The organism is Streptomyces sp. NPDC001787 (assembly GCF_040297465.1).
Lineage (GTDB): Bacteria > Actinomycetota > Actinomycetes > Streptomycetales > Streptomycetaceae > Streptomyces.
On sequence record NZ_JBEOZE010000005.1, the window covers coordinates 161,680 to 185,302 of the forward strand.

22 protein-coding genes are annotated in these 23,623 nt (G+C 72.1%); 9 read left to right on the forward strand and 13 right to left on the reverse strand.

Annotated features, from left to right (window positions below; genetic code table 11):
• The first annotated feature begins 44 nt into the window (after window positions 1-44).
• On the forward strand, window positions 45-1,625 hold the full coding sequence (locus ABT170_RS09330; RefSeq protein WP_351865453.1) for a helix-turn-helix domain-containing protein: 1,581 nt from the start codon (window positions 45-47) through the stop codon (window positions 1,623-1,625).
• A 66-nt stretch (window positions 1,626-1,691) separates the two neighbouring features.
• Here ABT170_RS09330 and ABT170_RS09335 read toward each other — a convergent pair whose 3' ends face one another.
• The 5 genes from ABT170_RS09335 to ABT170_RS09355 form a co-directional block, all read right to left on the reverse strand.
• Complete coding sequence (locus ABT170_RS09335) at window positions 1,692-3,050, reverse strand: hypothetical protein (RefSeq protein ID WP_351865456.1); 1,359 nt, start codon at window positions 3,048-3,050, stop codon at window positions 1,692-1,694.
• Entirely contained in the window at window positions 3,047-3,622 is a 576-nt protein-coding gene (locus ABT170_RS09340; protein WP_073719508.1) for a SigE family RNA polymerase sigma factor, read from the reverse strand. The genes ABT170_RS09335 and ABT170_RS09340 overlap by 4 nt, the downstream gene beginning before the upstream one ends.
• 359 nt (window positions 3,623-3,981) lie before the next feature.
• On the reverse strand, window positions 3,982-5,046 hold the full coding sequence (locus tag ABT170_RS09345; protein WP_329942838.1) for an aspartate-semialdehyde dehydrogenase: 1,065 nt from the start codon (window positions 5,044-5,046) through the stop codon (window positions 3,982-3,984).
• On the reverse strand, window positions 5,043-6,314 hold the full coding sequence (locus tag ABT170_RS09350; RefSeq protein WP_266922470.1) for an aspartate kinase: 1,272 nt from the start codon (window positions 6,312-6,314) through the stop codon (window positions 5,043-5,045). The genes ABT170_RS09345 and ABT170_RS09350 overlap by 4 nt, the downstream gene beginning before the upstream one ends.
• Window positions 6,315-6,583: 269 nt before the next feature.
• Complete coding sequence (locus ABT170_RS09355) at window positions 6,584-7,627, reverse strand: hypothetical protein (RefSeq protein ID WP_351865461.1); 1,044 nt, start codon at window positions 7,625-7,627, stop codon at window positions 6,584-6,586.
• 647 nt (window positions 7,628-8,274) lie between these two features.
• On the opposite strand from ABT170_RS09355, the gene ABT170_RS09360 reads away from it, so the two are divergent.
• Window positions 8,275-8,649, forward strand: coding sequence for a PaaI family thioesterase (locus ABT170_RS09360; protein WP_351865736.1), 375 nt, complete (start codon window positions 8,275-8,277; stop codon window positions 8,647-8,649).
• A gap of 118 nt (window positions 8,650-8,767) precedes the next feature.
• Here the strand turns inward: ABT170_RS09360 and ABT170_RS09365 are convergent, their stop codons facing one another.
• The 3 genes from ABT170_RS09365 to ABT170_RS09375 form a co-directional block, all read right to left on the reverse strand.
• The gene (locus ABT170_RS09365) at window positions 8,768-9,427 is read right to left on the reverse strand and encodes a DUF5063 domain-containing protein (RefSeq protein ID WP_266922467.1); all 660 of its coding nucleotides are present in this window, start codon (window positions 9,425-9,427) and stop codon (window positions 8,768-8,770) included.
• Between the two features lie 65 nt (window positions 9,428-9,492).
• A complete protein-coding gene (gene recR, locus ABT170_RS09370) occupies window positions 9,493-10,092 on the reverse strand; it encodes a recombination mediator RecR (RefSeq protein ID WP_266922466.1) in 600 nt (199 codons plus the stop codon).
• Window positions 10,093-10,158: 66 nt separating this feature from the next.
• Window positions 10,159-10,494 carry a YbaB/EbfC family nucleoid-associated protein gene (locus ABT170_RS09375; protein ID WP_329943019.1) on the reverse strand — a complete coding sequence of 112 codons (336 nt, stop codon included), beginning with the start codon at window positions 10,492-10,494 and terminating at the stop codon, window positions 10,159-10,161.
• A 419-nt stretch (window positions 10,495-10,913) separates the two neighbouring features.
• Here ABT170_RS09375 and ABT170_RS09380 point away from each other — a divergent pair, with 419 nt between their 5' ends.
• The gene (locus ABT170_RS09380; RefSeq protein WP_329942835.1) at window positions 10,914-11,705 is read left to right on the forward strand and encodes an SLATT domain-containing protein; all 792 of its coding nucleotides are present in this window, start codon (window positions 10,914-10,916) and stop codon (window positions 11,703-11,705) included.
• A gap of 101 nt (window positions 11,706-11,806) precedes the next feature.
• Here the strand turns inward: ABT170_RS09380 and ABT170_RS09385 are convergent, their stop codons facing one another.
• The 3 genes from ABT170_RS09385 to ABT170_RS09395 form a co-directional block, all read right to left on the reverse strand.
• On the reverse strand, window positions 11,807-12,457 hold the full coding sequence (locus ABT170_RS09385; RefSeq protein ID WP_351865467.1) for a putative DNA-mimic protein: 651 nt from the start codon (window positions 12,455-12,457) through the stop codon (window positions 11,807-11,809).
• Between the two features lie 180 nt (window positions 12,458-12,637).
• Window positions 12,638-13,429, reverse strand: a complete 792-nt coding sequence (locus ABT170_RS09390) for a GntR family transcriptional regulator (protein WP_351865470.1) — start codon at window positions 13,427-13,429, stop codon at window positions 12,638-12,640.
• A 112-nt stretch (window positions 13,430-13,541) separates the two neighbouring features.
• Window positions 13,542-14,915 carry an aspartate aminotransferase family protein gene (locus ABT170_RS09395; protein ID WP_351865472.1) on the reverse strand — a complete coding sequence of 458 codons (1,374 nt, stop codon included), beginning with the start codon at window positions 14,913-14,915 and terminating at the stop codon, window positions 13,542-13,544.
• 160 nt (window positions 14,916-15,075) lie between these two features.
• Between ABT170_RS09395 and ABT170_RS09400 the strand changes: the two genes are divergently transcribed.
• Window positions 15,076-15,669 (forward strand): DJ-1/PfpI family protein, encoded by a 594-nt coding sequence (locus ABT170_RS09400; RefSeq protein ID WP_351865475.1) that lies wholly within the window; start codon window positions 15,076-15,078, stop codon window positions 15,667-15,669.
• Window positions 15,666-16,241, forward strand: a complete 576-nt coding sequence (locus ABT170_RS09405) for a MarR family winged helix-turn-helix transcriptional regulator (RefSeq protein ID WP_351865478.1) — start codon at window positions 15,666-15,668, stop codon at window positions 16,239-16,241. The genes ABT170_RS09400 and ABT170_RS09405 overlap by 4 nt, the downstream gene beginning before the upstream one ends.
• 51 nt (window positions 16,242-16,292) lie before the next feature.
• Here the strand turns inward: ABT170_RS09405 and ABT170_RS09410 are convergent, their stop codons facing one another.
• Window positions 16,293-19,466: an amino acid adenylation domain-containing protein gene (locus ABT170_RS09410; protein ID WP_351865481.1), complete on the reverse strand. Its 3,174-nt coding sequence runs from the start codon at window positions 19,464-19,466 to the stop codon at window positions 16,293-16,295.
• A gap of 224 nt (window positions 19,467-19,690) precedes the next feature.
• On the opposite strand from ABT170_RS09410, the gene ABT170_RS09415 reads away from it, so the two are divergent.
• The 3 genes from ABT170_RS09415 to ABT170_RS09425 are packed head-to-tail and all read left to right on the forward strand — an operon-like array spanning window position 19,691 to window position 20,698.
• Complete coding sequence (locus ABT170_RS09415) at window positions 19,691-20,017, forward strand: PadR family transcriptional regulator (RefSeq protein WP_351865484.1); 327 nt, start codon at window positions 19,691-19,693, stop codon at window positions 20,015-20,017.
• Window positions 20,014-20,370, forward strand: a complete 357-nt coding sequence (locus ABT170_RS09420; RefSeq protein WP_329942828.1) for a DUF1048 domain-containing protein — start codon at window positions 20,014-20,016, stop codon at window positions 20,368-20,370. Before ABT170_RS09415 ends, ABT170_RS09420 begins: the two co-directional genes overlap by 4 nt.
• 1 nt (window position 20,371) lies before the next feature.
• The gene (locus tag ABT170_RS09425; protein WP_329942827.1) at window positions 20,372-20,698 is read left to right on the forward strand and encodes a DUF1048 domain-containing protein; all 327 of its coding nucleotides are present in this window, start codon (window positions 20,372-20,374) and stop codon (window positions 20,696-20,698) included.
• Between the two features lie 91 nt (window positions 20,699-20,789).
• On the opposite strand, the gene ABT170_RS09430 is transcribed toward ABT170_RS09425, so the two are convergent.
• Window positions 20,790-21,614: a mycofactocin-coupled SDR family oxidoreductase gene (locus tag ABT170_RS09430; protein WP_329942826.1), complete on the reverse strand. Its 825-nt coding sequence runs from the start codon at window positions 21,612-21,614 to the stop codon at window positions 20,790-20,792.
• A 202-nt stretch (window positions 21,615-21,816) separates the two neighbouring features.
• Here ABT170_RS09430 and ABT170_RS09435 point away from each other — a divergent pair, with 202 nt between their 5' ends.
• The gene (locus tag ABT170_RS09435; protein ID WP_351865489.1) at window positions 21,817-23,598 is read left to right on the forward strand and encodes a serine/threonine-protein kinase; all 1,782 of its coding nucleotides are present in this window, start codon (window positions 21,817-21,819) and stop codon (window positions 23,596-23,598) included.
• Window positions 23,599-23,623 lie beyond the last annotated feature (25 nt).

The following is a 23,623-nucleotide window of genomic DNA, read 5'->3' on the forward strand; positions in this document are numbered from 1 at the left end:
GCCCACGGTTGCCGTGCCCGCTGTGCCTCCAGCACACTTCAGGGGTGCCGAACCTCGCCGACCTGCTCGCCGCGCCCGGCCTCGAATCGGTCCGCCCCCTGGCCGGACCGCTGGACGCCGTCGCGGTGACCGGGGTCCGCCTCGTACCGGCCCGGGACCGGATCGTGGAGGTCCCGCCGGGTACGGTCGCCATCCTCCTCGCCCCCGTACCGGGCCTGCTCCTGGACGTGGCGGTACGGGACGCGGCGGCGGCCGGAGCGGCGGCGCTCGTCCTGACCGGGCCGGACGAGGCCCCGCTCTCCACCACCGTGCGGGTCCTTGCCGAGCGGGGCCGGGTGGCCGTGCTGCACGCCGAGGGCGATCTCGCCGCCCTCGTCATCGCCGTGCACCGTGCCGCCGCGGGCGACCCGTCCGACGCGCTGGCCCGGATCGAGGCCGCCGCGCGCCGGCTCCCCCCGATGGCGGGCGACCCGGACCGGGTGACCGCGACGGCCGGGCGGGTGCTGGGCCGGCCGGTGGAGCGCCGGGCTCCGGGGCCGGACGAGGAGGGCGCGGCGGCGGCCGGGGCGGACGGCGAGGTACGGCTCGCCTCGGCCGCCCGGCCGGGGCACGCGGGCACGGCCGTCCGCGCCGTGCTGGCGCTGGCGGCGCTCGCCGCCACCGGCGGGGCCACGGGCGACGTCCCCGTACGCTCGCGCGGGCAGCTCCTCGCCGAGCTGCTGACCGCTCCCCGCGACCGGGCGGTACCGCTGGCGGCCCGTGGACGGGCGCTCGGCCTCCCGGTGGATTCCTGGCACATCGCGCTGCGCCTGGTGCCCGTGGCGCTCGACGGCACGGAGCGCTACCGGGTCCTGGAGAACGTCGCGCCGGAAGCTCTGAACCTGCTGCGCACCGTCCTCCCCTACGCGGCGCCCCCGGCCGCGCCCGCGCACGCCTCCACGCCCCCGACGGCATCCGCCACCGCGCCCGCGCACACCTCCACGCCCGCGCACGCCTCCATGCCCCCGCCGGTATCCGCGGCCACGCCCGTGTCCGGGCCCTCACCCGGCGTCCAGTGGAACGCCACGGTCGTCGACGACGCCCTCACCCTGCTCTGCACCCTGCCCGCCGACCCCGGGCCGGACGGTCATCGTCAGGTGCTCGGCGCGACCCGGCGGGCCGTGGAGCGTCTGCGCCGTCTGCACCCCGACGCCGATCTGCGCTGCGGCGTGGGCGTCCCGCACCGCGGTCCCCTGGGGATCAGGTCGTCCGCCCGTGAGGCGCGCGCCGCACTGCCGCGGGCCGGGGGCGAACCGGTGGCCGCGCACGACGCCGCGGGCGTGGACCGGATGCTGCTGGAGTGGTACGCCTCCGAGGCCGCACGCGAGGCGGTCGGTGAGCTGCTGGCCCCCGTCATGGCCCTGGGCCCCGAGCGCGCCGAACCCCTCCTGCGCACCCTCCAGACCTACCTGGACCACAACAACTCACCGGCCCGCGCCGCCGAGGTCCTCCATCTGCACCGCAACGCGGTGGGCGCCCGGATCCGCAGGTTCACCGAGCTGACCGGCGCCGATCTCAACGACCCGGAACAGCGCATCGCCCTTCAGCTGGCCTGCCGCGCGGGTCTCGCCCCACCACCGCCCTGAGCGGCCCCCTGAACGGCCGGTGGCACAGCCCCCGCCATCGCCCCGCGCCTGCGGCCCACCCCGCACCTACGACGCGGTGAGCACGCCCGTCCGGTAGATGGTGCCCGCGCAGGCGTTCTGGATCTTCGTCTCGGCGGTCGGTGCGCCCGATTCCGGGGTGTGCGTCACGGCCACGCTGCCGTCCGCCGTGCTGCCCCCCTCGCCGCTCGCGAACTGCGCGTCCGGACCCTCGGCCGCGGGGACTTCACCGGTCGAGCCCCCGGCACCGTCCGGCGGGGTCGGGCTGGGGCTGGCACCGGTGGTCGGACAGGTGTCCGTCGGCACCCAGGCGAACTTCACCTCGTACGCCATGGACGGCTTCAGCAGCACCGTCCCCGGCTCCTGCGAGGGGTCGGGGAGCGCGCTCGCCGCGTCCCCCGCCGTGTGCTGGACGACATCGATCTTGTGCTGGTCGGCCGCGCCCAGGGCGGTGAACCCCACCGTGCCGTCGCTGCTCACCGAGCAGTCCTTGCCGGACACGTTGGCGATCTTGAAGCTGCCGTACACCGTGCCGTCGGCACCCGCCGCGCCCGTGCCGGCCGAGGCGACGCCGAGCTGACCGGGGTCGCAGGCGGGCATGGCGGCGACCTCGGAGCGGGGTGAGTCGGCGGTGCCGCCGGTCTCGGAGCCCTCGGCGTTCTCGCCACCGCTCGCCGAGGGCGAGCCGGAGGCGTCGGGCAGGCCCTTGCCGCCCTCGTTCTCCCGCTCGGAGGACCCGGAGGGCAGGTCGTTGCCCGATTCGGTACCGGTCTCGGTGCCGTTGCCGCCGTGGGCCTGCTCGCCGTGTCCGGCGATCGCGGGCCGGGCGGCGGAGGAGCCGTCCGAATTCGCGACGTGGACGAAGGCGGGGATGGCGGTGCCGATGAGCAGGGCCGCCGCGGCTGCCCCGACGACGGCCTGCCGCCGCTTGGTGCGCCGGGCGGGAACCGCGCGGCGCAGATGGTCGAGGGTGCCCTCGGTGGGTTCCAGGTCGTGCACCGCTCCGTGCAGCATGCGGCGCAGCGCCACCTCGTCCAGTTCACCGCCGCCCGCGCCGCCGTGACCGCCACCGCCGCCGGTCGCCCGGCCCGCGAAGAGGTCGGTCAGCGTGCCCGAAGGGCCGGCGTCCGCGGATTCACGCGGGAGGTCGATGTCCGCCGATCCACGCGAGAGGCCGGCGTCCGCGGACTCACCGTCCACGTCCGGCGAGGCGCTGTTCCCCGGCAGCTCTTCCCGGACGCTCTCCGGAGCGCTCTCCGGGGCGTTGTCCCGGGAGGCCTCCGGCGTGTTGTCGCGGGCACCGCCCCGGCTGTCGTCCTGCGCGCTGCCCGGGGTGTTCTCCGGCCCGTGGTTCACAATTCCGTTTCCAGTCCGGTCATTCTCTTGCCTGCCCTCGGGCCCGCTCATGCCTGCGCCTCCATCACGACGCGCAGGGCCGCGATACCGCGCGAGCCGTACGCCTTGACCGAGCCCAGCGACACCCCCAGCGTCTCCGCGACCTGCGCCTCTGTCATGTCCGCGAAGTAGCGCAGCACCAGCACCTCGCGCTGGCGCCGCTGCAACCCCTTCATGGCCTTGATCAGCGCGTCCCGCTCCAGCTGGTCGTACGCGCCCTCCTCGGCGCTCGCCATGTCCGGCATCGGCTTGGAAAGCAGCTTCAGCCCGAGGATGCGGCGGCGCAGCGCGGAGCGGGAGAGGTTGACGACGGTCTGCCGGAGGTACGCGAGCGTCTTCTCCGGCTCCCGTACCCGGTTGCGCGCGGAGTGCACGCGGATGAACGCCTCCTGCACCACGTCCTCACAGGACGCGGTGTCGTCCAGCAGCAGGGCGGCGAGGCCGAGCAGCGAACGGTAGTGGGCGCGATAGGTCTCGGTGAGATGGTCGACCGTGGTTCCCGCTGCCACCGTCTCCTCAGCGCCCTCGCGCTGTGACGGCAGTCGCGCCGGGCGCGCAGCGGGCATGGGCGCGATCACCGGCATGCCGCCGGGCGCGCGGGGCCGCCGGAGCGGACGTACCGAAGCACCCCGCAACGGGCCCACCACTGTGATATCGAGAACCTCTGCCACGCCAGTTGGACACGCTGCCCCCCATCAGGGTTGTACGCGTACGGCACCGCGTTCAGCGCTGTGCGATATGCCCTCATGCGTACCTGCTCTTCCCCAAATGCCCCAAAATTGCGCCCCGCCGCGCAAGAAGTGACGGCATAGACGCTGCCCGACCGACATGCGGTTGCAGGTGGCCGGGAGATCATCGTCGGATATGACAACGCCCCAGCTCAAGGGGTTCAGACCAGCGAATTCTGCAACGGGTGTTCACAGATCCTACAAAACAGGTTCGATCAGCCCCGGGGGAATTCGGCGGCCACGGATTCTGCGATCTGAGCGACGTTCAAAGCAGCACCTTTGCGCCGATTGTCGCCACAAATGAACATTTCGAGTGAGCGTGAATCGTCCATGGAGCGCCGCACCCGCCCGACCCAGGTCGGATCGGTTCCCACCACGTCGGAAGGCGTGGGGAAATCGCCGGAGGCCGGGCTGTCGAACAGCACCACGCCGGGGGCGGTCGCCAGGATCTCGTGCGCCCGGTCGACGGCGACCTCGCTCTCGAAGCGCGCGTGGACGGACATCGAGTGCGTCGCGATGACGGGGACGTACACACAGGTCGCCGCGACCTTCAGTTCCGGCAGGTCCAGGATCTTGCGGCACTCCTCGCGGATCGCCAGTTCCTCGGACGACCAGCCGTCCCCGGCATCGGTCCCGGCCCAGGGCACGACGTTCAGGGCCACGGGTGCGGCGAACGGGCTCCCGCCGTCGTCGCCGAGCGCCCGCCGTACGTCGCCGGGGTGCGTGCCCAGCTCCGTACCGGCCACCAGCGACAGCTGTTCGCGCAGGGCGGCGACACCGTCGCGGCCCGCGCCGCTCACCGCCTGGTACGAGGAGACGATCAGCTCCCGCAGCCCGAACTCGGCGTGCAGCGCGCCGACCGCGACGATCAGCGACAGCGTGGTGCAGTTCGGGGAGGCGACGATTCCGCGCGAGCGGAGCCGTACGGCGTGCGGGTTGACCTCGGGGACGACCAGCGGCACGTCGTCGTCCAGCCGGAAGGCCGCCGAGTCGTCGATGACCACGGCACCCTTGGACGCGGCGAGCGGGCCCCACTGGGCGGACACCTCGTCCGGCACCAGGAACAGGGCCACGTCGACACCGTCGAACACGTCCTCGCCGAGCGCGAGGACCTCGGTCTCCTCACCGCGTACGACCAGCTTGCGGCCGGCCGAACGCGGTGAGGCGATCAGCTTCACCTCGCCCCAGACATCCGCGTGCTGCGAAAGGATCTGGAGCATGACGCCACCGATCACCCCGGTCGCGCCGACGACCGCGAGCGAAGGGCGGCGGGCGGTCATCGTCCGGTGCCCCCGTACACGACGGCCTCGTCGGAGTCGCTGTCGAGGCCGAAGGCGGTGTGCACGGCGCGCACGGCCTCGTTGACGTCGTCGGCGCGGGTGACCACCGAGATACGGATCTCGGAGGTCGAGATCAGCTCGATGTTCACGCCCGCGTCGGACAGCGCCTCGAAGAAGCCTGCCGTGACGCCCGGGTTGGTCTTCATACCCGCGCCGACCAGGGAGATCTTGGCGATCTGGTCGTCGTAGCGCAGCGAATCGAAGCCGATGGTCGCCTTGGTCCGCTCCAGGGCGTCGATGGCCTTGCGGCCCTCGGCCTTGGGAAGGGTGAAGGAGATGTCCGTCAGTCCCGTCGACGCGGCGGAGACGTTCTGCACCACCATGTCGATGTTCACTTCCGCGTTCGCGATGGCGCGGAAGATCGCGGCGGCCTCGCCCGGCTTGTCGGGGACGCCGACAACGGTGATCTTGGCCTCGGAGACGTCATGGGCGACTCCGGAGATGATGGCGTGCTCCACCTGCTGGTCCCCTTGCGGCTCGTTGCTGACCCAGGTGCCGCGCAGTCCGGAGAAGGACGAGCGGACGTGGATCGGAATGTCGTATCGGCGTGCGTACTCCACACAGCGGTGCAGCAGCACCTTGGAGCCGGACGCGGCCAGCTCCAGCATGTCCTCGAAGGAGATCCAGTCGATCTTCCGGGCCTTCTTCACGACCCTCGGGTCGGCGGTGAAGACACCGTCCACATCGGTGTAGATCTCGCAGACCTCGGCGTCCAGCGCGGCCGCGAGTGCGACGGCGGTGGTGTCGGATCCGCCCCGGCCCAGCGTGGTGATGTCCTTCTTGTCCTGGGACACACCCTGGAAACCGGCGACGATCGCGATATTGCCCTCGTCGAGCGCGGTACGAATCCGCCCCGGCGTGACATCGATGATCCGCGCTTTGTTGTGAACCGAGTCGGTGATGACACCGGCCTGACTGCCGGTGAACGACTGGGCCTCGTGGCCCAGGTTTTTGATCGCCATGGCCAGCAGGGCCATGGAGATCCGCTCTCCCGCGGTCAGCAGCATGTCGAATTCACGCCCGGCAGGAATCGGGGATACCTGCTCGGCGAGATCGATCAGCTCGTCCGTCGTGTCGCCCATCGCTGACACCACGACAACCACTTGGTTGCCGTTCTTCTTGGCATCGACGATTCGCTTGGCGACCCGCTTGATGCCCTCGGCATCGGCTACGGAGGAGCCTCCGTACTTCTGCACGACAAGGCCCACGTGCGCTCCTCGCTCAGTCCATTACTGCGGTCGGCTCAGTTTAACGAGCAGTCCGGAATCGCCCGCCTCATACCAGATGGTGAGATGTCCCGCCCGCCACATGATCCGGCGTGTCGTCCCGGACTGCTCGTACCGGGCTGTTGCCCGCCGATCGCCCCCGCACTCCCGTATGTGTCCCAGCCCACACACGTATGTGTCCCACCCCGCACGCTGCGTCACCGGGGCGGCGGTCGGTCCGCGCAGCCCTTGAGCCGGGATCTCCCGCACGCTCATCGGCGCGGCCTCGGCACCGTGACCGTCCCGCGCCCGGCGGCCGACCGCAGTTCGGCCACCCGGGCGGCGACGTCCAGCGGCTGACGCGGCCGGGCCAGGAAGGTGTCCGGTACGTCGCCGGTCGCCCCGCTCGCCTCGTCGCGGTCGATGTCGGCGCGGCAGTCCCCGCAGACGCCGTCGACCAGCGTGGCCGTGGTCTCGTCCTCGTCGCAGAAGGCGCACATCATCAGGGCGCCGAGAATCTCCTCGCGGTGGACGTCGGTCCTCGCGGGCTGCGGGACAGGGGGCATCTTGTTCTCCAGTCGGGTACGCAGGAAGGCCCCGGCGGAATGCACGGAGGCGGGCAGCCCCGCCACCAGGGCCCGGGTGATCTGCTCCCGGCCGAGCCCGCGCACGAACCACTCGTCGACCAGGTGTTCCAGCGCCACGCACTCGCCGTCGGACAGCTGGAGCCTCGGTTCCTGGCCGCCGAGCGCGGCGAGCACGCTGTACGCCTCCGAGCGCGGGGCGGGCACGCCGGGCTCGGGCTCGGGCGCCGACTCCGGCTGCCGCTGCGGCAGTTGCTGTTGCTGCTGCTGTTGTTGTTGCGGCTGTTGCGACGACCAGGGCTGTGGCTGCTGTGGCTGCTGCGACGCTCGGGGGTGCTCCCGCTCCACCGCACCCGGGGCCGGTGGCTGGCCGGGGGCGTCGATGCCCCGGACGAACCGCACGTACCGCGCCCACCAGTCGGCATCGCGGGCGGTGCGGGAGAAGTACGTGCGCGTCACCCAGCGCCTCCCGCCGTCGGCCACGGTGACATGCACCTTGATCCGCCGCAGGTGTCCGGCCCGGGTCAGCCGGTCCAGCGCGCTGCGGCAGGCCTGTTGGCCGTACTGCGGCAGTTCCTCGGCCAGCACCTTGTAGCCGATGGCGGCGCCTTCGGGGAGGCGGTCGATGTACGCGGCGACGGCGGCTTCCCGGGCGTCCAGATGGCTGAAGTCATCGGCGCCGCGCGGGGCTTCGTCGGGAGCGTGACGCTTGCCATATCCGGCCTTCGCCATGGGATGGGCGGGCGCACGCAGGGCAGCACTAACATTGGCGTCAGCCATGTGGATCGAAGTCTCTTTTCGATCTGATACGGCCAGACCCCGGTTGGTGTTGGCGCACCGCCGGGGTCGTCCGTTTTTCGGACTGTGGGTTGCTCGGCACGAATCTAGAGCGCACACACGCTGCGGCGCAAACCGATCACCGAATGTCACCCCCGCCTCGCCCGCCGGCTCATCTGCGCGGGTCCGCACGGGATTTGGGAGGGTGGGTGGGTTCAACCTCCACCACCCATTCCTACAGAAGAGAGCTCGGAGCCCGAGGTTCGGAACTCGGAGCTTGAGCCCCGGGACAACCTGCGGCAACAGCCTCGGAACGGCGGCGGGGAGGCGGCAAAGGACGGGCCGTCACCACTCCCCGGTGCCATGATGATCGCCGTTCGGCGGGTTCCCGCTCGTGGACCACCTGGTCCGCCGACGGACCCGCCTCACCCGGTTCGAGCATCGTGATACGTGCCGAAGGAGAGCCCGTGAAAGACCGGTCACAGCAGGAGCAGACGCAGGAGCAGGCGCAGGAACTGGCGCAGGGGCAGGCTCAGGAGCAGGAAGAGGCGAGCCCCGAGGTACAGGCCCGTATCCGGGCCGGATTCGACCGCCACGGCCTGATGCACCACCTCGGCGCACGGATATCGCGGATCGCCCCGGGCCGCGTGCACATCGTGCTTCCGAGCCGCCCCGAGGTCACCCAGCACAACGGGTTCATCCACGCGGGCGCCACCGGAGCGATCGCGGACACCGCCGGTGGCTTCGCGGCGGTCACCCTGTTCCCGGACAACGCGGAGGTGCTCACGGTCGAGTACAAGATCAACCTCCTCGCACCCGCCCTCGGCGACCACATCGAGGCGGTCGGAACCGTCCTCAAGCCCGGACGCACCCTGACCGTGTGCGGGCTGGAGGTGTTCGCCGTCCAGGACGGCCGGAGGAAACTGGTCGCCAACGGCCAGCAGACCCTGATCCGCGTGACCGTGCCCGGCCCCTGAGCCCCCAACCGCCGCCCCGTCCCGCGCGGCGCACGAGGACGCGGCAGAGTGGGACCGCTCCGACCCGGTGAGCGTCAACCGCTGCGCGTACCACCGCGGTCGGGCCGGATCGTGCCCGCTACTTCACCGGGCGCAGCCCCAGCGGTCCCGCGATCTCCTGCACCATCACGCGGCCCGCCTCCTCCGCCAGGTCGTCCTCGCCCGGGTCCTGGTCGATGTCCAGGCCGTCCAGCTCTTCAAGGGGCTGGTTGAGGCGGATGTGGGCGATCAGGGACTGGAGGGCGCGCAGGGTGGCGGAGGCGGTGGAGCCCCAGTTGGAGAAGTACGAGAACTGCCACCACCACAGCGCCTCGGCGGTGCGGTCGGCCTCGTAGTGCGCCAGACCGTGGCCGAGGTCGGTGACCAGATCGGCCAGGTCGTCGGAGATGCGGTGCGGGACCGGGGCCTTGCGGGGCTCGTACGGGTCGAAGACCTCGGAGTAGACGTCGATCGGCTCCAGGAGGGCCGCGAAACGCTCGCGCAGGCCGTCCGCGTCCGGCTCGGCGCCCAGGTCCGGCTCGTAGCGCTCGTCGGGCAGGACGTCCTCGTACGCGCCGAGGCGACCGCCCGCCAGCAGCAGCTGGGAGACCTGGAGGAGCAGGACCGGAACGGCTTCCTCGGGCTCCTCGACCTTGGACACCTCCGTGACCGCGACGATGAACGTCTTGATCTGGTCCGCGATCTGGACCGCGAAGTCGTCCGGGTCCTGCGTGACGGAGTTCAGCGTGGCGTCAGACATCGAGGGGACCTCCCGTGGGCGCGGTCTCGAACGGTGAGTGGGGCCGGACGTGCACGGCGGCGGCATCAGACATCGAGCAGCCGCCTTCCTTCGAAGGCGCGGCCCAGGGTGACCTCGTCGGCGTACTCCAGGTCACCGCCCACGGGCAGGCCACTGGCCAGCCGGGTCACCCTGAGCCCCATCGGCTTGACCATCCGGGCCAGGTACGTGGCGGTGGCCTCGCCCTCCAGATTGGGGTCGGTCGCCAGGATCAGCTCCGTGATGGAGCCGTCCGCGAGCCGGGCCAGCAGTTCCCGGATGCGCAGGTCGTCCGGGCCGACGCCCTCGATCGGGCTGATCGCGCCGCCCAGGACGTGGTAGCGGCCACGGAACTCGCGGGTCCGCTCGATCGCGACGACGTCCTTGGGCTCCTCGACCACACAGATGACCGTCTGGTCGCGGCGCGGGTCCCGGCAGATCCCGCACTGCTCCTGCTGGGCCACGTTCCCGCACACGGCGCAGAACCGGACCTTGTCCTTGACCTCCAGGAGGGCATGGGCGAGACGGCGTACGTCGGTGGGCTCGGCCTGCAGGACATGGAAGGCGATCCGCTGCGCGCTCTTGGGACCGACGCCGGGCAGCCTGCCCAGTTCGTCGATGAGGTCCTGAACAACGCCTTCGTACAACGGAACGCCTTTCCTCAATGCTGCTTCGTACCGTAGTGGGTACGGGTCGGTACCAGTAGGGCTCGGTCAGAAGGACAGACCGGGCATGCCGCCCAGTCCCTGCGCCAGCGGGCCCAGCTTCTGCTGCTGGAGCGCCTGCGCGTTCTCGTTGGCCGCCTTCACCGCGGCGACCACCAGGTCGGCCAGGGTCTCGGTGTCCTCGGGGTCCACGGCCTTCGGGTCGATCACCAGGCCGCGGAGCTCACCGGCACCGGTCACGGTGGCCTTCACCAGGCCGCCGCCCGCCTGGCCGTCGACCTCGGTCCTGGCCAGCTCCTCCTGGGCCGCGGCGAGGTCCTGCTGCATCTTCTGGGCCTGCTGGAGCAGCTGCTGCATGTTGGGCTGACCACCACCGGGAATCACGGTCACTCCTGGCATTTCGACGACGAATGTTTCGGTAAGCCGAGCCTACGTGCTCGCCGGTCGCCACGCTCCACCCGCCGGGGACCAACTCTTTCGGGTGAGATTCCGACGGCCTCTCAAGGCCTCCTATACCTGATCACAGGCCGTGTGCAGGCGGGAATCCCGCGATTTCGACCCCACGGCCCACCATTCGGCGGTAGGAAGGGCACGCGCATCAGTACGCACACCGGCATCGCCGGTAACGCAGAGTTACCCGGGCGGGGCCGTCGGCCGCGCCGGCTGCCCCCGTCCCCGAGCCACGCCCGGGAAGCACGTCGAGTCAGTCGAGTCAGTCGCTCCGCCGAGTCCGCCGAGTCCGTCGCGTTCTTGGACAGAGTCCTTAAGCAGAGTCCTTAAGCAGAGTGCAGAGGAGTGCCCCGGTGAGTCAGCCGGAGATGCAGCCCGAGGGGCCGCCCCGCAAGGAGACCGACGCGGGATCCGGTGGAGGTACCGGAACCGAGCGGCCCGTTCCGGGTTCCGGTGCGGGGCCCCGCGACCTGGCCGCCCGCGCCTTCCCGCTCGGCGACTGGGGCGATCCCGCCGAGCGTCTGGACGAGCTCTACCGCTGGGTCGAGTCCGGTGCCCTGCGCACCGCCGACTGGTATCTCCGCGACCGGGTCCGGAAGCGGCGCCGCGCCCGTGCGCTGCGGCTCGGCACCGCCGCCGGGGCGGTCGCGGGGGCGGCACTGCCGCTGCTCGACCTCACGGGCGCGCTGGACGGGTCGGCCGGCTGGGGCTATATGTCGCTGCTGCTGGGCGCCGCCTGCATGTCCTGCGACCGGTACTTCGGTCTGACCTCCGGCTGGATAAGGGATTTCGCGACGGCTCAGGCCGTGCAGCGGCGCCTCCAGGTGCTCCAGTTCGACTGGGCCTCGGAGTGCGTGCGCGAGGTGCTCGGGCCGACCGAGGGCACGGCCAGCGAGGCCGCTGAGCGGTGCCTCGGAGTGCTGCGCCGGTTCTCGGAGGACATCACGGAGCTGGTCCGGTCGGAGACCGCGGACTGGATGGTGGAGTTCCGGGCCGGTCCCGCGCCCATGGGCATGCAGTCCCTGGTGACCGGCGGCGGGAACAGCCGTACGGAGCCGGCGCCGGGGGCGGGGCGGTTCTCGATGCCGTCGGTCGCCACCCGGCCGAACATGCCCCGGCAGCGGCCCCCGGAGTCGCCCCGCTGAGGGCGCGGTCTCCGGGGGGGTCCCCGGGGCGGTCTCCGAGCGTGCGGCCCGTTCCCGACCGGGGCCGGGGACGGGCCCCGGTCGGGAACGGGCCCGATCGGTCAGCTGAAGATGATCATCGAGCCCTGCGCCAGGCTGCGCGTCACGGCCGCGTGCAGACCCAGCCAGACGTGCCGCTCGCGTGCGAACGGGCTCTCGTCGTACGGGATCGGGGCCGCCGGTTCCTCCAGCGTGGTCGGCCGGTCGGGTGGCTGCGGAGCGATCGGCGGATTGACCGGGTCTATGCCGATGGACGGAGCCACGAACTGCAACTCCCGCAGCAGCCCGTGCGCCGAGCCCAGCGGTCCACCGCCCGCCAGGAGCTGGTCGTCGGCGAGCGGGTACAGGAAGTCCACCGGGACGTACGCCCCGGCGTGGTCGTAGTGCCAGACCAGGTGCGACTGCTGCGCGCTCTGCTCGAACATCTCCAGCAGTTGCTCGTAGTCCCCGCCCAGCGCGTCGACCGGAGTGACGGCGAGCCCGCTCAGCCGGAGGAGATACGCGCGGCGCAGCAGGTGCAGGGCGTCGTAGTCGAAGCCCGCGACGGGGGCGACGTCCCCGGTCAGGCCCGGCATATAGGCGTAGACGGGGACGGGTGGCAGCCCCGCGTCGCTCAGCGCCTTGTCGTAGATGGCGATCTCTTCGGCGAACGGGTTGTCGGGGCTGTGGCACAGCACATCGACGAGGGGGACCAGCCACAGGTCACAGGCCACGAAGTCTCGCTCTCCAACGGGTTCGGGCGGTCGTCGGGACAGCGTAATGCGACCCGTACGTCGCGCACAGTGCCCCTGCGCGGACTGCGGCCAGGCCGGGGCGGGAACGGTGTCAGGGGGGGGAGGGGCAGGCAGCCGGTGGCGAGGAACAGGGAGCCCCGCCGAGCCGGGAGCCCGCCGTCAGTCCCGCGTCCCTCCGGAGGCGGGGCCGGGACCGGGGGCGGGATCGGGGGCAGGACCGGACGGGGCGGGATCGGACGGGACGGGATCGGACGGGGCGGGGGCCGGGGCGCCGGCCCGGCTCTCCTCCTCCGCCAGCCGGTCCGCCCACGCCAGCGCGTGCAGGTAGTACGCCCGCATGGTCGCGTGGACCTGGTCGCGGTCGTCGCGAGCGATGGCCTCGACCAGTTCCTCGTGGCCGAACCACAGCCAGCTCCCGCTGTCCTCGTTGCCGCGCAGCCGGTGCACGGCGAACACCCACGCCTGGACGCGCAGCCTGCCGAGGAAGTCGGTGATGTACGGGTTCAGGACGAACGCCCCCAACTCCCGCCAGAACCGCAGGTCGTACCCGATCAGTACGTCGAGGTCGCCGCCCTTCGCCGCGCGTACCGCCTCCGCCGCGCGGCGCCGGATCGAGGCCATCCCGTCGCCGCGCACGGCCACCTGGTCCCCGGGACTGCGGAAGATGCCCTCCACGACGAGGGAGCGCGCTTCCACCATGGACCGGTAGTCGGCGACGGTGAACTCACGGACCTGGAAGCCGCGGTGCTGGTCGGATGCGAGCAGCCCCTGCGCGGAGAGGTCGAAGAGCGCTTCGCGGACGGGCGTCGCGGAAACGCCGTACTGCTCGGCGATCTGCTTGACCGTGAACTCCCGCCCCGGTGTCAGACGTCCCGCCAATACCTCGTCACGCAGTGCGTCAGCGATCTGCTGACGCAACGTACTGCGGGTCACACCTCCGCTCGCACACATGACGCCCCCTCCCCTTTTCGGCTCCGGTCACCTTAAGCCAGGCCACTGTGCCCGGATCCGGGCAGGGCGAGCAGGAGGGGAGGGGCGGGGAGGAGGCGTCGTGTGCGGTCGGCTACGCCGTGTGCTCGTCGGCGACCGCGAGGGCCGCGTCCAGGGCCGCGAGCCCTTCCTTGGCCTCTGCCTCGGTGACGTTGCAGGCGGGGACGGCATGGGTGCGGTTCATGTTGATGAAGGGCCACAGGCCGTGCTTCTTGGCGGCGGCGCCGAAGGCCGCCATCGGCGCGTTGGCCTCGCCCACGGCGTTGTACGGGACGAGGGGCTCGCGGGTCTCCTTGTTCCGGACCAGGTCCAGCGCCCAGAACGCGCCGAGACCGCGGACCTCGCCGACCGAGGGGTGGCGCTCGGCCAGTTCGCGCAGGCCGGGGCCGAGGACCGTCTCACCGATGTGCGCGGCGTTCTCGATGACCTTCTCGTCCTCCATCACATGGATGGTGGCGACGGCGGCGGCGCAGGCCAGCGGGTGGCCGGAGTAGGTGAGGCCGCCCGGGTAGGGGCGGGTGTCGAAGGTGGCGGCGATCTCCGCGTTGATGGCGACGCCTCCGAGCGGCACATAACCGGAGTTGACGCCCTTGGCGAAGGTCATCAGGTCCGGCACCACGTCGTAGTGGTCGGCGGCGAACCACTTGCCCGTACGGCCGAAGCCCGCCATGACCTCGTCGAGGACGAACACGATCCCGTACCGGTCGCAGATCTCGCGGACGCCCGCGAGGTAGCCGGGCGGCGGGGTCATGATCCCGGCCGTGCCGGGGATCGTCTCCAGGATGATCGCGGCGATGGTGGCCGGTCCCTCGAAGGCGAGGGTGTCCTCCAGGTGCTGGAGCGCGCGGGCGCACTCCTCGGCCTCGGTCCCGGCGTGGAACGGCGAGCGGTAGAGGAACGGGGCCCAGAAGCGGACGACGCCCGCGGAGCCGGTGTCGGAGGGCCAACGGCGCGGGTCGCCCGTGAGGTTGATCGCGGTGGAGGTGGCCCCGTGGTACGAGCGGTAGGCGGAGAGCACCTTCGTACGCCCGGTGTGCAGCCGGGCCATGCGGACGGCGTTCTCGACGGCCTCCGCACCGCCGTTGGTGAAGAAGATCTTGTCCAGGTCGCCGGGGGTGCGCTCGGCGATGAGGCGTGCGGCCTCGGAGCGCGCCTCGATGGCGAAGGCGGGCGCGAAGGTGGCGAGCTTGCCCGCCTGTTCCTGGATCGCGGCGACGACGGTCGGGTGCTGGTAACCGATGTTGGTGTAGACGAGGCCGCTGGTGAAGTCCAGGTAGCGGTTGCCGTCGTAGTCCCAGAAATACGCCCCCTCGGCGCCGGCGACGGCGAGCGGGTCGATCAGGCCCTGGGCGGACCAGGAGTGGAACACGTGCGCGCGGTCCGCGGCCTTCACGGCCGCACCGGCCGCGGAGTCGATGAACGGGACATGAGGGGCATGAGGGGTCATGCGGCGAGCGTAGGCGGCGGCAGGGGCGGCACTCCATGGCCACCTTGTATGGCATGGGGCGCGTGGTTCGGCAGGGTGTCGGGTTTCGCGAGAGGCCGCAGCTTTTGACAGCACCCTGTCGTTATGACAGTATTCTGTCATCGAGATCGAGGAGCTCACCATGACCGGCAAGACCGTTCACCTGGCCGTCTACGACACGTTCGCCGACTGGGAGACCGGGCACACCACCGCCCATCTCGCCCGGAGCGGCTACACCGTGCGGACCGTGGCGGCGGGCACCGAGCCCGTCACCACCATGGGTGGCATGCGGGTCCTGCCCGACCTGGCGCTCGACGCCCTCAGGCCCGAGGACAGCGCGCTGCTCATCCTCACCGGGGCCGACCTCTGGGACTCCGGGGACACCCTGGCCCCGTTCGCCGCCAAGGCCCGCGCCTTCCTCGCGGCGGGGGTGCCGGTCGCGGCCATCTGCGGAGCGACGGCCGGGCTCGCCCGCGAAGGGCTGCTCGACGACCGGGCGCACACCAGCGCGGTCTCCTTCTACCTCGACGCCACGGGGTACGGAGGCGGCGAGCGGTACGTGGACACCGACGCGGTCACGGACGGCCTGCTCGTGACCGCCGGACCGACGGAGCCGGTGGCCTTCGCCCGGGAGGTCTTCGCCCTGCTCGGGGTGTACGAGCCGAAGAAGCTGGACGCCTGGTACCGGCTGTTCCACGACTCGGACGTGAGCGCGTTCGAGGTGCTGGAGGGATGAGCGGGGAACGGAACCGGGGCCGGGAGAACCAGGACCGGTTGAGCAGCGCCGCGCTCACGGTCTTCCGGCTCAACGGCCAGGTCCTCGGTGTCGCGGACGAGCTGGCCCGGCCGGGCGGGCTGACGGCGGCGTGGTGGCAGGTGCTGGGCGCGGTGCTGCACGAGCCGTTGCCGGTGGCCGGGATCGCGCGGGCCATGGGGATCACCCGGCAGAGCGTGCAGCGGATCGCGGACCTGCTGGTCGCCAGGGGACTCGCGGAGTACGCGCCGAACCCGGCCCACCGCCGGGCCAAGCTGCTCCGGCCCACCCGGGAAGGGCTGGCCGCGGTGGGCCGGATCAACCCCGGACACGCGGAGTTCGCCGCGCGGCTGGCCGAGGAGCTGGGCGAGGACGGGTTCGCGCGGACGGTGGAGGCGTTGCAACGGCTGTCGGCAGCCCTGGACGTGGTGACGGCGGCCCCCCGGACGGACGCCCCGGCGGGACCGGCCGCCGCTCCCCCGGACGCGCAGGCCGCCGCCACCCTCCCGGACGCACAGGCCGCCGCCGCTCCCACGGACGCGCAGGCCGGTTGACCGGCCTCCCGGACGCGCGGGCCGGTTGACCGGATCACCGCGCCGTCCGGGTCATTCCGATCGGTCGGCGGCCAGTTGGCGGACGGTCGGGAACATGTACAGGTCGCGCATGGCGACCGTGAAGCCGCCGCCGTGCCTGCGCAGCGCCGCGCCGACCCGCATGGCCAGCAGCGAATTGCCGCCGAGGTCGAAGAAGTTGTCGTCCGGGCCGACGGCGACACCGAGCACGTCCCGCCAGATGCCGAGGAGGACGGCCGCGAAGGCGTCGCCCCGGTCCCCGACGTCCGAAGAGGGATCGGCGGCGGCGGAGGCCGGAGCGGCCACGGCGGCCACCGCCGGGCCGGGGGCCGGAAGCCTGCCCGTGTCGAGCTTGCCGTTCGCCGTCAGCGGCAGCCTGTCGAGCGCGGTGACCGTCGAGGGCACCATGTACTCGGGCAGATACCTGGCCGCACGCTGCCGCACAGCGGCGGTGTCGTCCCCCTCCAGCACCACGAACGCGTCGAGCCGGGCGGTGGCCGGGTCCTCCGGATCGGTCCGGTTGAGCACGACGGCGGCCGAGCCGACCAGCGGGTCGTCCAGCAGCACCGCGCGGATCTCGTCCGGCTCGATACGGAAGCCGCGCAGCTTGACCTGGTTGTCCAGCCGGCCGAGATGCTCCAGCCGGCCGTCCGGCAGCAGCCTGCCCCGGTCGCCGCTGCGGTACATCCGCTCCCCGGTGCGCGGATCGACGAGGAAGCGCTGCTCGGTGAGGTCCGGCCTGTTCAGGTAGTGCGACGCGACCCCGGCCCCGCCCACCAGGATCTCTCCGGCGACGCCGACCGGCAGCGGCCCGCCCTCGGGGTCGGCGACCCGCACCCACCAGCCGGGCAGGGGGTGCCCGACCGACCTCGATCCGGTGAGCGCTTCGGCCCGGGTGACGGTCTGCGCGGTCACATGCACCGTGGTCTCGGTGATGCCGTACATGTTGACCACCCGGCACGCGGTCTCCGGGTGCCGGTCGAACCAGGGCAGGAGCATGCGCGGTTCGAGGCTCTCACCGCCGAGTACCACCAGCCGTACGGGAACGGGACCGGGGCCCGCGCCGTCCCGCTCGGCGTCCACCAGGTGGGCGAAGGCCGAAGGGGTCTGGCTGAGCACCGAGACCCGCTCCGTCACCAGCAGCCGGCGGAACTCCTCCGGCGAGCGCGACACCCAGTACGGAACGACGACCAGACGGCCACCGGTGAGCAGGCAGCCCCAGATCTCCCACACCGAGAAGTCGAAGGCGCTGGAGTGGAACAGCGTCCAGGTGTCGTCCCCTCCGAGGCCGAACTCCCCGGCGGTGGCGGCCATCAGGCCGAGCACGTTCAGGTGCGGGACGACCACCCCCTTGGGGCGGCCGGTCGAACCGGAGGTGTGGATGACGTACGCCGGGTCCTGCGGGCCGGTCGTCGAGGGCGGCGGGCCGTCGCACACCTCGGGGGCCAGCTCCGCGAGCGCGGCCGTACCGATCACACGGACGTCCCCGCCGACAGGGAACTCCGCGGGGCCGAGGTCCGTGACGACCGTGGCCGGCCCGGCGTCGGCGACGGTACGGACCAGCCGCTCCCGAGGCTGCGCGGGGTCCATCGGCACATAGGCGGCGCCCGCCCTGAGCACGGCGAGCAGGGTGACGACGAGGTCGGCGGACCGCTCCAGACACACCCCCACCAGGTCGCCGTCCGCCACACCGCTCCGGCGGAGCGCGTGCGCCAACCGGTCGGCCCGGTCGTCGAGTTCGCGGTAGGAGAGCTGCCGGCCGTCGAAGGAGACGGCGACGGCATCGGGGCGGGAGGCCGCGACGGCGGCGATCACCGCGTCGATCCGTCCCGACGCGAACGACGGCGGCCGGGCCGACCGGACGGGCAGGGCCGACCGGACCGACGGGGCTGACGGGGCGGACCGGCCGAGGGCCGCCACTCTGTCCCTTTCGTCCTCGTCCAGCAGTTCCACGCGCACGACCGGGATGTCCGGCGATTCGGCGAGCATCCGGTGCACCCGGCACACATGCCTCAGAAGCTGGTCGGCGATCGCGGGGGACAGGGTCCGCGCCGAGAAGTCGCAGCGCAGTTCCCGGTGGCGCGCGGTGTCACGCGCCACCGAGAGGGTCACCGGGAACGGGGCGCGCTGGAACGGCCGGTACACATGGTCCCCACCGAGGTGATCACCGTCCTGCACGGCGACGATGCCCACGGCGGGCCCGCCCGTGACATCCCCGTCCCCGGCCGCCAATTGCCGCTGAAGCTCCTCGGTGCGCCAGGCCGGACCGTCCGCCAGCCCCGCGCGGACACGTTTGTCGACGGTGCCGAGCGTGCTCGCCGGGTCGGCGTCCACCGGTATCAGCGCTATCCCCTCGACGGCGTACGCGCCCACCGCTCCGGCGGTGTCCGAGGTGTCCGAGGTGTCGGTGACCATCGCCGCGAGCACGGGCCGGGCGACGCCCTCGTAACGGGCGAGGACGATGCCCAGCGCGGCCACCCAGCTCTCGGTGTCGCCCGGCGGATGATCGGCGGGCAGCGGCAGCACACGGGTCTCCGCCGTTTCCGGGCCGTCCGGGGAGCCGAGCCCCCAGTCCGCCCGCACGCCGAACCGGCATCCGGCGAGCGCTGCGGCCTGCGCGGCGGTGCCGGAACGCCTCCCCTCGCCCTCCCGCCCGGCGGTGGGTGCCCGGTCCGGTGCCGGGGCGCGGCCCAGCAGCGCGGCGGTGAAGCCGTGCAGCGCCCCGGCACCGAGCACCGCACGGTGCGCGACCACGACCAGTTCGGCCACGCCGTCGGCGTACTCCAGCAGCACGGCGCGCACCGCCGCGTCCCGGTGCGCCACCAGCGGCCGGGTGAGCTCCCGGCTCCGCCACCGTTCCGCGCCGGGTGCGTCGGAGCGGCACGGCACCGGCTGCCGCCACAACCGGGCGGCCGAGCGGAACACCGCCGCCGTCCCGGTGGCGGGCGGAAGGGCGGCGGCCAGGGCGGCGAACCGCCGGGACAGCCCCTGCGGCCCGGACAGCCCGTTCCGCAGGTCCGGCTCACGGTTCGGGTCCGGCTCACGGTTCAGGTCAGGCTCCCCGGATCCGGTGAATCGCACGCACAACGCGTGGCACACCGCGCCGGGGGCTTCCCGGCCGCCCTCCCGGACCCGGTCACCGGGGTGAACGACGGTGCGCCGCGCCGGAGTCAGAGCTGCGACGGCGACCTGTTCAGAGATCGACACGAGTGTTTCCCCTCGGCTTGTCATCCATCACCAGCGGATCCGATGGAATCCGCCCCGCCGGACGGCCCCGGAAGGCCCGGCTTCGCCGGACGCCCGCAGAGCGTGGATCCTCGCAGATCGGTCTCGGGTCCGCGCCCGCCGGAAGCACCACTCCCGCACTACTCGGTGGTACCGTATAGCGGTACTCAGCATCACGCAGTACCGGGAGCCGAGGAGGAATCGCGATGGACGACCTGACGGAGATGCTGAAGGGCACGCTCGAAGGATGCGTGCTCGAAATCATCGGCGGCGAGGAAACCTACGGGTACGCCATCACCCGACAGTTGAACGAGCTCGGCTTCGCCGACGTCGTCGAGGGCACGGTGTACACCATCCTGCTGCGACTGGAGCGGAACGGACTCGTCGAGGTGACGAAACGACCGTCCGGGGTCGGTCCGCCGCGCAAGTTCTACGCGCTCAACGAGGCCGGACGCGAGGAGCTCGCGAAGTTCTGGACGAAATGGCAGTACGTCTCCTCACGCATCGACAAGCTCAAGGAGGGCGGCAAGTGAGCTTCTGGGAAACCGTCACAGGCAGCGATCTCACCAGGGAGTGGAAGGCGTTCGAGACCCGGTCCGAGGCCCTTCCCGACGACTACCGGGCGGCGTGGGAACAGATCAAGGGCCACCTCTTTCCCCACGGGGACTTCACCGGCCGCAACCTGATGCCGATCCTCGACGCCGCCCTGGGGCTGCTCGAAGAGACAGCGGCGGAGGGGCAGAGCGTGCACGAGGTGCTCGGCGACGACATCCGGGGCTTCTGCACGGCGCTGGTCGGCGGGGAAGGGGCTCGCACCTATCGCGACCGGTGGCGCGAGCAGTTGAACAGGAACGTCGCCGGAAAACTGAGCCGGCCGGGAGGCTGACATGGGCATCCAGGACATCATCGAGGGCAAGAAGCAGTGGCGGGCCCACACGGCTCGGGTCAGGGCACTCCCGCCGGACTACCGGATCGTCTACAAGGAGATGCAGAAGTACCTGTTCAAGGTCGGACCGATCGACCTGCCCGACGGGCCCCTGCTCCCCGGGATCGTCGACTTCTTCGAGGAGGGCGCCGCCGCGGGCAAGGGGGTCCTGGAACTCATCGGCGACGACGTCGCCGCGTTCTGCGACGGCCTGGTCATGGACTCTCCCACCTATGCGGACGCCTACCAGGCATCCATCGGCGGGGAACCCGGCGCGGCCGGGAAGTGACCCCGGGCCGCCCCCGGTCGGCGGGCGCGGCCCGGCACGCGCCCGCATCCGCACTCACGCCCGCACCCGCACCCGCACCCGCTCGCAGCCGTCACCGTGCGGTGAAGCCGCCGTCGACGGTGAGTACGGAGCCGGTGACCTGCCGGGACTCGTCCGAGGCGAGCCAGACGGCCGCCCCGGCCACGTCCTCCGGTTCGATCAGCGCGTTCATCGGCTGCGACTGGACGAACGTCTCCTCGTGTCCGGCGACCGGGAGGTCGAGCGACCTCGCGATCTCGGCGAGCATCCGGCCCTCGGCCGGGCCGTCGTCCCGGACCGATCCGGGACACAGGGCGTTGACCCGTACCTTCAGCGGCGCGTAGTCGAGTGCGGTCGCCCTGGTCAGGCCGATCAGCCCGTGTTTTGACGCCGTGTACCCGGCGAAGTTCCGGTATCCGACCAGACCGGCGGTCGAGGCGACGTTGATCACGCTGCCCGACCGCTGGGCGATCATCAGGGGGCCGACCACGGAGGTCATCCGCCAGGCACCGGACAGGTTGATGTCGAGCATCACCTGCCACTCGTCCTCGGTGACCTCATGGGCGGCCTTTCCCGAAGGCGCCGCGATCCCGGCGTTGTTGAGGAGTACGTCGACGCGGCCGAACCGCTCGACCGTCCGGTCCACGGCCGCGCTCAGCGCCGCGCGGTCGCGGAGGTCGGCCTCGGCGGTGAGTACGGCGGCCCCCTGCTCGCGGCACAGCTGCGCCGTGTACGCGAGCTGGCTCGCGGTCCCCAGCGGGTAGGGAACACCCTCGATGTCACCGCACACATCGAGCAGCGCCAGATCGGCGCCCTCCCGGGCGAACGCCAGCGCACAGGCCCGGCCGACGCCCCGCGCGGCTCCCGTCACGATGATGGTCTTCCCTTGCAGGCGCACCCAGTCTCCTCACGTTCGGGGCGGTCGGTGGCCCGGCGCTCCACCCGCTCCGCGGCTCCCCGCCCGGAACCCTAAAGGCTGTCCCGCAGGCCGTGTTCCAGGCCGTGTCCGCAGGACCTGTCGGGCTCCGGGAACACGGGGTGGGGTCCGCCGCTATTCTCGAACACGGTCTGCCACGGCCGTACGGGGGAGGAATCGCACCATGGAGAAGCTGAGGTCGGACGACCCGCACCGGATCGGGGCATACCGGCTCCTCGGCCGCCTGGGAGAGGGCGGCATGGGCATGGTCTTCCTCGCCCGGTCCGACCGCGGCCGAACCGTCGCCCTCAAGCTCGTCCGCCGCGAACTGGCCGAACAGCCCGAGTTCCGCGCCCGGTTCCGGCAGGAGGTCCGCGCCGCCCACCAAGTGGGCGCGGCCTGGACCGCCCCGGTCCTGGACGCCGACACCGAGGCTCCCGTCCCCTGGGTCGCCACCGGCTATGTCGCCGGTCCCTCACTCCAGCACATCGTCTCCGGACGCCAGAGCGGGCCCGCGTCGGCCTCCGGGGCGTACGGCCCCCTGCCCGAACGCTCGGTCCAGCAGCTCGGGTCCGGCCTCGCCCACGCCCTCCAGCACATCCACGGCGCCGGACTCATCCACCGCGACCTCAAGCCGTCCAACGTCCTGCTGACCATCGACGGCCCCCGGGTCATCGACTTCGGCATCGCCCGCGCCATGGAGACCGTCGCCGACGGCGGCCTCACGCGCACCGGCGCGCTGGTGGGGTCACCGGGCTTCATGGCTCCGGAGCAGGTCCGCGGCGAGCGCGTGACCACCGCCTGCGATGTCTTCTGCCTCGGCTCCGTCCTCGCGTACGCGGCGACGGGCCGCCTGCCGTTCGGTTCCGCCGACAGCGGTGGCGTCCATGCCCTGATGTTCCGCATCGCGCACGAGGACCCGGACCTGACGGGCGTCCCGGTGGGCCTGGTCGAGGTGATCGCGGACTGCCTCGCCAAGGATCCGGCCGCACGTCCGTCCACGGACGAGATCCTGGAGCGGCTGGGCGAGTCCGAGGCGACCGAGACCTGGCTCCCCGGCAGGCTCATCGCCCAACTCGGTCGCCATGCGGTGGAGTTGCTCGACTCCGAGGATCCGGAGCAGCCGCCGTCGGGGGCGAACGGCGGGGCACAGGGCGGGGCGAACGGCGGAGCGCCCACCTCACCGACGTACCACCGGACGGCCGCCGGGCAGCAGAGCCGCCCCCACCAACAGCCCCACCAGGCCCAGCAGACGCACCCCCAGCCTCACCAGAACCACCTGCCTCACCAGACCCACCAGACCCAGACTCCCCTGCACCACCCTCAGCCTCAGCCGAGCCCCCAGCCTCACCCGGGCCACCAGGCGCAGCAGGCGCAGCAGGCGCAGCAGGCGCACCACCAGACCTTCAGCCAGCCGTTCGCCGCGACGTATCAGACCCCCGCCGCGCCACGGCGCCGCTCCGTCGGTTCCACCATCGCCCTCGTGGTCGTCGCCCTGGTCGTCGCCGTCGGGGCGGGCGGGTCCGTGTACGCCTTCATGAACGGCAAGGGCACCGGCACCACCACCTCGTCCAACTCCCCCTCCCCGGACCCGAAGAACGGCGACGGTCACGTACCCGGCGACTACATAGGCACCTGGACCGGCACCATCGACGGCGACTCCGGACCGTCGACCCGCCGCCTCGTCATCCGGCAGGGCCGGGTGGGCGACCCCGTCCTCTCCCTGACGGCGGACGGCCCGCTGGCCTCCGGCGGCACCTACCACTGTGTGTTCAAGGCACCCCTGGCGGAAAGGCCCGCCTCCGACGACCAGGTCCACATCGGCCCCTCCACCGTCTCCGAGGGCCAGCCCTCGACCTCGTGCAGCCCCGGCCGGGCCACCGATCTGACCCTGCTCGCGGACGGCACCCTGCGCCGGGCGACCGCCGGAACCGACGAGAGCCTCGTCTACACGAAGTCCGAGTGACCCTCCCCGCACGCCGCGAGCCCCC